We start from the raw sequence: 10,933 nt of genomic DNA, 5'->3' as shown, positions 1-10,933 counted from the left end.
CCCCCGATTGCCATGTAGGCGCAGGGGAACAGCAGCAGACCAGACCAGCCGATGAAGACGAATCGGTCGCGCTTTAGCCAGTCATCGAGGACGTCGAACCATCCTCGCTGGGCTTGCGCTCGTCCCATTGCTATGGTCATAGCGCGATTCTCCAAAAAATGAGTCTACTAAATAAGTACAGACAATCGACGATGAAGCCATCTATCACATAAGTAGAAATACTTATCGCCAATATGAATTGTCTTAACTGTTCTTTACTATAAGGGATTAATTCTTTCTCTGCAGCTACCGAAAGGCATTGATCCTGTTTGGGATCACGAATAAATAGTGCAAATAAGATTTAGGAAAATTTAAGACTAGGGGTCTAAACGTATGGAGATTAATCGAGACTTGAATGAATAAGACCCACAACAACGCTTTATACGCTGTTATCTTGGCAACTATTTGCTCTCTTTCTATTCATTGCTTGCTCATTTAACCTTAACCCCCTCTACTCATTTCACACACCTCTTAATTTCTCTGAGATACTAGTTGAGTACTTAGCAAAGTCAATTTATGCATACGCTAGAAGTCAACTTAAAGCATTCGCCATTACCCATCATGGTTCAGAAGGAAACTTTGGAGGGGGCCCAAGCAGAATATCAGAAGATTACTGAGGCTCTTAAAGGGGGCAATACTGTAACGCTTGAGCTAACTTGCGACCAGGTTCCTGACAAGCATGTCAGTGTTTTAGTCAGCGAAGTTGCGGCTGTTCAGTTTTATGAGAAGTCGGGGACGGCATCTGCTTCAGGAAAGCCACCTGGTTTCTTCGCTCTGATGGGTGAAAGTTCTCAGTGATTTTTCGCCGATGCGAACATGGGGCAATTGAGGCTGGAGCGCACAACTGTGCGCCTTTACTGGATGTGTTGCTGATGGGTTGTGGATGACGAGTCCTGCGGCTGAAACGAATAACGCCCCTGCCATTGAAGTAGACGACGTTGCTTTTGAATGGTCTCCTGAAGCGAAGGTATTGCAGGGATGTTCGCTAGCGGTCTATCCCGGAGAGTTCTGTATGCTGCTGGGAGACAACGGTAGTGGTAAATCAACTCTGTTGAAGCTTCTAACGGGGCTTTTGACGCCTCAAACGGGTGAAATTTATATCGGTGGCTCGTCTGGATATGTATTCCAAAATCCAGACCATCAGTTAGTCATGCCAACCGTTGGGGCTGATGTTGCTTTTGGCTTGGTCAATGAGCGCTTGTCACTGGCAGCGGTTCGTAGTCGGGTGTCGGAAGCTCTCGCTGCGGTCAATTTGGCCCATTTAGTCAGGCGGCCCATCTACGCTTTGAGTGGTGGACAAAAACAGCGAGTGGCGATCGCCGGCGCGATCGCGCGTCACTGTGACGTACTCCTGCTAGACGAACCCACTGCTCTTCTCGATCCGGATAGTCAAATAGAGCTGGTCACCCTAGTCAAAATGCTAGTGCAGTCTCGAAATCTAACGGCTTTGTGGGTAACCCATCGTTTAGTTGAACTGGATTATTGCGATCGCGCGTTTCTACTGCGAGATGGTCGAGTTATTGATCAAGGTGATCCTCAACGAATGCGAACCGTATTAGAAGAATAACGAAGCAGGCCCAAAGTTTTCAAGTCTTGAATGGGTGGGTAGCATTTCTTGACTCGTAGCAATTTCGTGAAAATCATCACACTTGATACGAGCGAAATGAGTTAGCGTAATGTTAAGAAATTTTTACTGTAGTTAACGACGCTAATGTCCTGTAGTCATGAAACCTTCTATTCCTCAGCCGCTGTTGTTTGTAGACGGCTATAACATCATTGGCGCTTGGCCGCAGCTAAGCCGAATTCGAGATGTTGAGAGTCTTGGATTAGCTCGCGATCGCCTGATAGAGGAAATTACGAACTACAGTGCTTACCAGGGATTCAAAGCCCGGATCGTCTTTGACGCTTACAACCAGAAGCAACGGGGCTTAAAAGACACCGTCACGCAGGATGTCTCGATCCACTACACCGATTTTGGGCAAACGGCAGATACCTGTATCGAGAGATGGTGTGCTGAGTTGCAGCGGGATGTCCGATATTTCAACCTGCGAGTGATTGTCGCGACGTCGGATCAGGCCCACCGACATACGGTAACGGGCTATGGTGCTGAGTGGATGTCAGCCCATCGTCTAGCCTTAGATATGGAGCAGGCTGTGCGGCAGGGACGCAGTCACCAACGTTCGAAAGCAGCAGGGAAGAAGTCGAAGCGATCGCGCACCGTTCTCAAGCCAGCCGTACATGATCGTCTGCGGGCTTTGCGAGCACAGCTTGAGCAACAGCCTAATGCTGGCTCGTGAGCGTTTTTGACGAAATTTTCCGAAGGAGTTGCCAAAGGGCATCATCTCTCGTTAAGATAGCATCTGCGTTCCTCAGTAGCTCAGCGGTAGAGCGGTCGACTGTTAATCGATTGGTCGCTGGTTCGAATCCAGCCTGGGGAGTTTTTAAAAGAAACGACTGTTAAGGGGTTATTTCCTGCTCTAGCGCTTGACTTGCTATCGCACTCGGGAAAATTCCCACAGGTTTTCCCAACCCCTACCGCCGACTTCAAGCCCTGCAAGATCAGTGCTGACGTCGAGGATAAGGGAGTCGGATGGAGCCAATAGGGGCGATCGCTCCCACACCTGAACCCGTAACCTGCCGTGAGTCGTATCCCAACACTGGAATTTCAATCCCTCAAGCGTAGGTACCCGGACCTGCGAGGGCGGCGCTGCTGCGGTTCCTTGTAGAACAATGCGGTAGCGATAGTTTTGAAGGGCGACTCGCCAGACTCCCCAAGGTTCGACTCGCCAGGCCATTGAACTTTTCAGAGAGCTGAGCGTGATGAAACGACCTTGAAAGTGTAGGCCGACTAAGCCAACGGTTTCGAATTGTCCTAAAATCTGGCGCCGACCGCCTGCAGCTGTAATGGTCAAATCGCTATCTTCAAAAGCATTGGCCTGTATCCAAAACCAGCGTTCTGGAAAGGCTCCGCCCCAATTCTTTTCGGCATAGGCAGGAGCGTCCTCAAAGTCGTAGCGTTCCCCTTGCCATTCAGCCCAGCCCGTTGCTAAACCGTGAGCCATCAGGACTTGCCAGCCTGGTTCAAAAATCGGAAAGTAGGAGAGCCACTCAGCTGTTGCAAGGGAAATGCTCTGGGGTGGCCCCCAACCATAGATCGGCTTAACCGCATAGTTCCAGCGGGCGATCGCGCCCGTCTCCATATCCTCAATACAGCCTTGATGATGAGTTGCTGTCGCTTGATAACCGCGTTGTACGACTGCTTTGAAGTCTTCAGCAGGTAGGTATTGAGTACGAGGAGCATTGTGAAGATATTGCCCCCAATGGCCCAATCCTAAACGATGACGCCATGCCCAAAACCGATTGACCTGGGGCAAAGAACTGAACAGATATTGTTCTCCAGGACCGAGAACTTGAGCCGCGCCGCCACTCAGAAGAGATTGTCCATCTGGATCATCAATGGAATACATGAAGGCAAAGGTTTCATGGTGCGCTGGTAGCGTCAGCCGCAAGTACCAGCCTTCAAAGAATCGTCCCTTGACGTGATGGCCGTGGTAGCCGCTGTGGGGGGTCCAGAAAAAACTAGGCATCTACCCAGCTAGGAACATACTGCCACCCTTTCTTGAGCTCCGATTTAACCTGGTCAAGTTCAGGACAGTAGCGCTTGACTAACTGCCAGAAAGCCTTGGAGTGATTCATATGGACCGTATGACACAACTCATGAATGAGAACATAGTCCACCAGATGAGACGGTAAAAACAAAAGTTTGTAGTTCAGGCTGATCGATTGGCTGGAGGAACAGCTGCCCCAGCGAGTGCTCTGACCGCGCACCGTCATACGGCTATAGGCTAAATCGCATCGTTGACTGATGTCTTGAAGCCAGGGGGAGAGTTCAGCCCGAGCTTTGCGCTGTAGCCAACTCCGCAAGAGTTCCCGACAGTCTTCTGAATCGTCAATTTTGCCCCTTAGTGTGAGTTCTTGGGGGCTGCTTTGAGTCAGGGCAACAGTTGAACCACGCGCTTTTTTATAGACCACGGTCCAGATTTCACCACGTGATCGCAGCTCCAAACTCGTTGGTTTTTCAACGCTGTGTTCCTCAGGTAAAGCATCTCGCTGCTTTTCGATGCGCTTTAGCGTTTTCGTAATCCATCCCCGTCGCCGTTCTAAGATGTCAGGAATTTCTTTGGGATTAAAGCCTTGGGGGACTACGACCTCAAGATTCCCCTGAAAAGAAACTTTGAGGGAAACGTGACGGGCGCGGTTGCTTTCTCGAACCTTATAGTTCGGCAGGGGAGCTTGATGATCACTCAAGGGAAATAGCGTCAGTTGCTGAGCATTCTCTGTCATAGATGTCGCGATCTGATGCGATCGCTTCAGAAGTGAGTTTACCGCTTTAAATAGGAGAATGGAATCAAAAAGCTGAGTTCAAATGTACCATATTTCTTATAGAGTGACCTGAGTGGACCCTATTTACAAGGCTGTTTTCTGAATAGATTGAGCCAAAAGAGATGAAGAAATAGAGATCTCTGCCGTTGTCGGATAACTGCCGGTCGAGAAAATCATTCGGTTGCGGTCTGCAAAGGTTATTGTGGGATACGGGTGCATGCAACTTTAAGCAATATCACAGATCTTATAAGGCTACTGCTATCTATTCAGCGTCCTAGGGACAGGATGACTTAAGGTGCCCCACTATGGTTAATTCTGCTACGGTAACTCAATCAAAAACTCAGGAAGATCAACGCTTTCGAATTCCCTGGCAAGCTATCTTATCAGGCGGCTGTCTTTCAATTGCCGCCGCGTTGACCGGGCTGAATAGTCCGTTTTTGCAGCAGTGGGAGCGACAAACGCAGACCTTTTTTTTTGAGATTAGGGGTGCTAAAACAGCCCCAGACGACATTATTATTTTGGCGATTGATGATGAGTCACTGGCCCAAAGTGAGTACTATCGCAATGATCCTGAGCAGTACTCATCCCTGGCCCCCATTGAGCAGTGGCCTTGGCGTCGGGAAGCCTATGCGATCATGATCGAACGACTCATCGGTGCTGGGGCGAAGGCCGTCTCTCTGGATATTTTGCTAACGACAGAAAGTGCCTATGGTGCTGGTGATGATGAGCGGCTAGCGTCGGTTTTAGAAACCTATGGCGATCGCGTCACGCTGGCAATGAAATATGAAGACAGCCAGCTACGCCAAGGCTCTCTATTGAAGCCAACGCTGCCCACGAATCAGTTTTTGCAAACGGGAGTCAGGTTAGGCAACATCAATTTCCCCATTGAGATGGATGGCCGTATCCATCGTCAGGCTCATGTTTATCTAGAGTCTCTGGAAGGTTACACGGCTCAGCTGGACATCTCCAGCGAAATTGCGCCTGATTGGGACAACATCTTGAGTTTTGCTGAATCTACTCTGACTGCTGCTGATGTTTCTTATCCCCAAGTGAAAGGAAGTAATATTCACTTTTGGGGGCCTACTCAAACCTTTAGACATATTCCTTTTTGGTATATCCTCGACGAAGATCTCTGGCAAAACTACTTAGAATCTGGTGCGGTCTTTGAGGACAAGATTGTTCTGGTCGGCTCAACGGCTAGTCAGCACCAAGACTTTCACAATGCGCCCTTCGCCAAAGGCACTGCCTATCCGTTGCCGATGGCCGGAGTCGAAATTTTGGCGAATGACATTGCCACTCTACGGTCTGGCAAGGCGCTACGAGAGTTAGTGCCGGAGAGCACCACAAGGGCTGGATTCGTCATTGTTTTTGGTGCGGGTTTTATTCTGCTACTCTCTCGGAGCCAGCGAGCACTGCGTTGTTTAATGTGGACGGCGATCGCTAGCGGTGGCTGGCTCTTGGTCAGCTACGCCAGTTTTGTGGGGTTGAATTGGATTTTGCCGACAGCCGGGTTGACGGCAACGCTGTTAGTTTGTGGAGGCTGCTATTCCACTGTCGGACTGGTTTCCGAACAGCTTCGCAAACAGCGTTTTCGCAACACCCTGGCGCAATACGCTACTTCGCCCATTGTGCAGGAAATTCTTAGCCAAGAGGAAGAGTATCGAGATTTGCTGCAGGCCCGTCAAGCGGAAGTGGTAGGGACTGTCCTTGGTGCTCGCTATCAAGTCGTTGCCGTGTTGGGATATGGCGGTTTCAGCGAAACCTATACCGCAGTTGACACTCAGCGCCCCGGTAATCCTATTTGCGTGGTTAAGCGGCTCAAGATTGTTAGCGATGATCCTCAATCCCATCACCTAGCCCATCGACTTTTTCTGGCTGAGGCTCACACGCTAGAGCGGCTAGGACATCACAATCAGATTCCAAGACTGCTAGCCCACTTTGAGAGTGCCTCGTCCTTTTACCTCGTTGAAGAGATGATCCAGGGAACAACGCTGAAAAGCGAACTTGTCTCCCGGCAACCGAAATCTCAAGCATGGGTCATGAACTTTCTGCTGGATATTCTGCCTGTGATTGACTATGTTCACAGCCACGGCGTTATTCACAGGGATATCAAGCCATCTAACCTGATTCGTCGGGCCGGAGACGGTCGCTTGGTCCTGATCGATTTTGGCTCCGTTAAGGAAATCTCGAATCAGCTGACTGAAACGGATGCCCACGTCACATCCACCATTGGTATTGGGACCAAGGGTTATATGCCGAGTGAGCAGTCGGCTGGCATGCCGCGCTTTAGCAGCGATTTGTATGCGGTAGGCGTGACGGCGATCGAGGCCCTGGCAGGTGTGTCACCGTATAAGCTGACCTATGACGATCGCGGTGAACTCATCTGGCAGTACAAAGTGCCTGATCTCCACCCTGCGCTGGGCAACGTCATCAGCAAACTGGTGCGATACGACTTCTCACAGCGCTATAACTCTGCTGAAGAAGTTCTAGCGGCGCTAAAGGAAATTCCTGTCATGCTGCCAGATGCAGTCCTCATCAATGATTCGGTTATGAACAGCGTCAACCAGCAGTCTGTTGATGACGAAGACCGTTGGGATGAACCCACGGGTTATCTCCCCACAGACTGGGCCACCGACTCCACCGAGAAAAGCAACAGCAAGTTCTGACTCTCTTCTGGTCTGAACAAGTTTAGTGCTTCAAAAGTGTCGCTTTAGCCTAAGTGCGGCCCTATGCTGCCAGCAGCTGACGCAGAACGTAATGTAGGATGCCTCCGTTGCGGTAGTACTCCACTTCGTCCAAAGTATCAATACGGCAAAGTAAATCTACCGACTCTGAGGAACCATCCGCTCGATTAAGGGTAAGCTTGACGGTCATGCCAGGCTGAATGCCGTCGCTGAGACCGGTCAAATCAAAGGTTTCGGTGCCGTCTAAGCCAAGAGTTTTGCGATTGACGCCCTCAGGAAACTGGAGCGGTAACACGCCCATCCCCACTAGATTGGAGCGGTGAATACGCTCAAAGCTTTCCGCTACCACGGCTTTGACGCCAAGCAGACGAGTCCCTTTAGCGGCCCAATCACGAGACGACCCCGTACCGTATTCTTTCCCTGCAAACACGACTAGGGGAACGCCCGCTTCCTGGTACTGCATCGCCGCATCGTAGATGGACATTTCGGTTCCATCTGGCATGTATTGGGTAACACCGCCTCTGGAACCGGGCACCATTTCATTCTGCAAGCGGATGTTGGCGAAGGTACCGCGCATCATCACCTCGTGATTGCCTCGCCGGGAACCGTAGGAATTGAAGTCAACTACAGAAACTTCATTGTCCTTGAGATAGTGACCAGTTGGACCATCTGCTGTGATGGCTCCAGCCGGGGAGATGTGATCGGTGGTGATGCTGTCGCCTAAGAGCGCCAATGGACGAGCACCCGTAATGTCGGTAGCACTACTGCCATTGACGGTTGCCGACATCGCCTCGAAGAAGGGTGGATTTTGGACGTAGGTACTGTCGTTTTGCCAGTCGTAGGTTTGGCTAGCTTCAGCAGCGATCGCCTGCCAGTCTTCCGTACCCGTAAACACGTTGCCGTACCGACTTCGGAACATCTCGGGCGTTAGGGCATCGGCCATGACCGCCTTAATTTCCTCAGAGGACGGCCAGATATCCTTCAAGTAAACAGGACGCCCGTCTTGGTCCTGACCAATGGGATCTTTCTTGAGATCAATGGCGAGGTTGCCAGCGATCGCATAGGCCACCACCAAAGGTGGAGATGCCAGATAGTTGGCCTTCGTGTGAGGACTGACTCGACCCTCAAAATTCCGGTTGCCTGAGAGCACGGCACCGACGACTAAGTCTTCTGCGTTAATGGCTTCAACAATGGGTTCAGGCAGGGGACCTGAGTTGCCAATGCAGGTCGTACAGCCATAGCCCACCAAGTTAAAGCCCAGAGCATCCAGGTCATCTTGGAGACCTGCTTTCTCCAGATAAGCAGAGACCACTTGACTGCCGGGAGCAAGGGACGTTTTTACCCAAGGCTTGACAGAGAGACCTTTTTCGCGAGCTTTGCGGGCCACTAGACCCGCGCCAATCATGACAGAAGGATTAGAGGTATTGGTGCAGCTTGTGATGGCAGCGATCGCCACGGCCCCATCCGTTAGCTCATAGTCAGTACCGCTCACAGGAACCGAGCGCTTTTCTACGTAAGACCCTAAACCACTGAAGACCGGAAAATCCGAAGTCATGAATTGCTCTGCTAGCTGGGAGAGCAACACGCGATCTTGAGGTCGCTTGGGACCAGCGAGGGACGGTTCGACAGTGGCTAAATCCAGCTCTAGGGTATCGGTGAAGATGGGATCTGGAGTATCATCCTCACGCCAAAGTCCCTGCGCTTTGGCATAGGCTTCCACCAAGGCTACCCGCTCCGGCTCACGTCCAGAGAATTCTAGGTAGTGCAGCGTTTCTGCATCAATGGGGAAAAACCCGCAAGTTGCGCCGTACTCAGGGGCCATATTGGAAATGGTGGCCCGGTCTGCCAACGTTAGGTGAGAGAGACCGTCGCCATAGAACTCGACGAATTTACCCACGACGCCTTTCTGCCGCAGCATCTGCACAACCGTAAGAACCAAGTCTGTGGCGGTAGCACCTTCCGGCAGTCGTCCTGTCAGCTTGAAGCCCACCACTTCGGGAATCAGCATCGAAATGGGCTGTCCCAACATGGCGGCTTCGGCCTCGATACCGCCGACTCCCCAGCCCAAAACAGCCAGGCCGTTAATCATCGTAGTGTGACTATCCGTGCCAACCAGCGTGTCGGGATAGGCGATCGTCTCGCCATTGTCTTCCTTAGTCCACACCGTTTGCGCCAAATATTCCAGATTCACCTGATGGCAGATGCCTGTGCCTGGGGGGACAACGCGAAAGTTATCGAAGGCGCTTTGTCCCCATCGCAGAAACGCATAGCGCTCACCGTTGCGCTGAAACTCGCGCTGTACGTTAGTACCGAAGGCGTTGTCGCTACCGTAGCTGTCTACCATGACCGAATGATCAATCACGAGATCAACGGGAGACAGGGGGTTAATCTTTTCAGGATCACCGCCGAGGTTCACCATCGCATCCCGCATTGCGGCTAGATCAACTACCGCTGGAACCCCAGTGAAATCCTGCATCAAAACTCGGGCTGGGCGATAGGCAATTTCTCGATCCGAGCTTTGGGTCTTTAACCAGGCCGCGATTGCTTCCACATCCGCCGCCGTTACCGTTCGTCCGTCTTCATATCGCAGCAAATTTTCGAGCAAAACTTTGAGGCTGAAAGGCAAGCGGCTGATATCCCCTAGCTGCTCCGCAGCCTTTGGCAAACTGTAATATATGTAATTCTTACCATTGACTGGCAGCGTGGTTTTGGCATCAAAGCTGTTAGTCACGCGATCGCTCTCCGAATCTCAACGAGTCTTCAGGCATGCTTTGGCCCGAACCACGATTCTACATCCTGAGCTACCCATCCCTCAGTAGGGTAGATTGCAGAACCCTCTTTCTTCTCAGAAGAAGAGGGTTCTGGACAAGCTCTTTAATATTGGAATACATCAGAGTTGAGAGAGGCGATCGCAGGTTGCTTCGATACTCGCTAGGCTACCGGGATTGACCAGACCAAAATAGTCAAAGGTATGGACGGCGTCGGTTTGAGTGGCTTTGAGCTGTCCCCAAAAGGCATCGCCCTTGAGCTGTTCCAGGAGGTTATCCCCCGTTTCAACCACTAGCAGCATGTCGGGATCAGCCGTCAGCACCTGCTCTTCCGGCAGCGTGATATAGCCTTCAAAAGGGCTTTCTCCCTGCAGGTCAGCAGTCAAGTTTTGCAGATTGAATTGCTTCAAGAAGTCTCCCGCCCAACTGTCTTGATTAGGAGAAAGCAGCGGTTGACGGCTGACAAGGACAAGCGCCGTTGGTGAGGTTTCTGGGGCTTGGGCTAAACAAGCCGCGTAGCGATCCATCAGGGGTTGTGGATCAGCACCCAAACGTTGAGCCAAGTCTTCCGTGAGCGTTTGCAGGGCTTCCCAGCCCGTGACGTTGACGGTTAAGGTCTCGACATTCAACTCACTTAAGCGCTCCAGTGTCTTATCATGAAAGCCTTCTGCACCGATGACGAGATCGGGTTCCAAGGCCACGATTTTCTCTAAGTCTGGTTCGACTCGTCCTTCACTCACGACTTCCAGTCCTGCAAAGCGATCGCCCTCTTGCAAGAGTGGACTGCCGGGTATGCCCACTAGCCGCTCATCGTCCAGAGTGTGAACCAGGTCAGCCGTTAAAGAGGTTAAGGCCACAACCTTGTCAACGGTTTCGACCGTTTCGGCTGGCTCGACCGATTCAGCGGTTTCTGCAGCATCGACCTCAGACTCTTGAGCAATTGGTGTTTCAGGATTGCTGGAACAGGCAGCGATCGCTCCCACCAGCACAATACCGAATCCGCGAGTTAGCCACTGAGTTTGCATGTGAGTGATCTCCATGATGCGAGAGGACGGGAAA

Annotated in this window: 8 protein-coding genes, 1 tRNA gene and 1 pseudogene; 5 read left to right on the top strand and 5 right to left on the bottom strand. The window is 51.4% G+C overall.

Translation table 11 applies throughout. From position 1 onward, the window contains the following. A pseudogene (locus PN498_RS06025) lies at positions 1-140 on the bottom strand (photosystem II D2 protein (photosystem q(a) protein)); the annotation flags it as partial. 415 nt (positions 141-555) lie between these two features. Between PN498_RS06025 and PN498_RS06020 the strand changes: the two are divergent. The 4 genes from PN498_RS06020 (at position 556) to PN498_RS06005 (ending at position 2,477) form a co-directional block, all read left to right on the top strand. Continuing rightward, entirely contained in the window at positions 556-837 is a 282-nt protein-coding gene (locus PN498_RS06020; protein ID WP_272061816.1) for a hypothetical protein, read from the top strand. Between the two features lie 85 nt (positions 838-922). Further along, complete coding sequence (locus tag PN498_RS06015; RefSeq protein ID WP_272061815.1) at positions 923-1,606, top strand: energy-coupling factor ABC transporter ATP-binding protein; 684 nt, start codon at positions 923-925, stop codon at positions 1,604-1,606. A gap of 157 nt (positions 1,607-1,763) precedes the next feature. Continuing rightward, positions 1,764-2,336 (top strand): YacP-like NYN domain-containing protein, encoded by a 573-nt coding sequence (locus tag PN498_RS06010; protein WP_272061814.1) that lies wholly within the window; start codon positions 1,764-1,766, stop codon positions 2,334-2,336. A gap of 69 nt (positions 2,337-2,405) precedes the next feature. Further along, positions 2,406-2,477, top strand: a tRNA-Asn gene (locus PN498_RS06005). Between the two features lie 54 nt (positions 2,478-2,531). Here PN498_RS06005 and PN498_RS06000 read toward each other — a convergent pair. Together PN498_RS06000 and PN498_RS05995 are read right to left on the bottom strand one after the other, a co-directional pair. After that, positions 2,532-3,626 carry a tocopherol cyclase family protein gene (locus tag PN498_RS06000; RefSeq protein ID WP_272061813.1) on the bottom strand — a complete coding sequence of 365 codons (1,095 nt, stop codon included), beginning with the start codon at positions 3,624-3,626 and terminating at the stop codon, positions 2,532-2,534. Further along, positions 3,619-4,383 carry a M48 family metallopeptidase gene (locus tag PN498_RS05995; protein WP_272061812.1) on the bottom strand — a complete coding sequence of 255 codons (765 nt, stop codon included), beginning with the start codon at positions 4,381-4,383 and terminating at the stop codon, positions 3,619-3,621. Before PN498_RS05995 ends, PN498_RS06000 begins: the two co-directional genes overlap by 8 nt. A 344-nt stretch (positions 4,384-4,727) precedes the next feature. Between PN498_RS05995 and PN498_RS05990 the strand changes: the two genes are divergently transcribed. Further along, the gene (locus PN498_RS05990; RefSeq protein WP_272061811.1) at positions 4,728-7,088 is read left to right on the top strand and encodes a serine/threonine-protein kinase; all 2,361 of its coding nucleotides are present in this window, start codon (positions 4,728-4,730) and stop codon (positions 7,086-7,088) included. A gap of 61 nt (positions 7,089-7,149) precedes the next feature. On the opposite strand, the gene acnA is transcribed toward PN498_RS05990, so the two are convergent. Beyond that, entirely contained in the window at positions 7,150-9,837 is a 2,688-nt protein-coding gene (gene acnA / locus PN498_RS05985) for an aconitate hydratase AcnA (protein ID WP_272061810.1), read from the bottom strand. A gap of 159 nt (positions 9,838-9,996) precedes the next feature. After that, positions 9,997-10,899, bottom strand: coding sequence for an ABC transporter substrate-binding protein (locus tag PN498_RS05980; protein ID WP_272061809.1), 903 nt, complete (start codon positions 10,897-10,899; stop codon positions 9,997-9,999). Positions 10,900-10,933 lie beyond the last annotated feature (34 nt).

The organism is Oscillatoria sp. CS-180, from assembly GCF_028330965.1.
In the GTDB taxonomy this organism is placed as follows: domain Bacteria; phylum Cyanobacteriota; class Cyanobacteriia; order Phormidesmidales; family Phormidesmidaceae; genus Halomicronema.
This window is presented reverse-complemented; position numbering and strand designations above follow the sequence as displayed.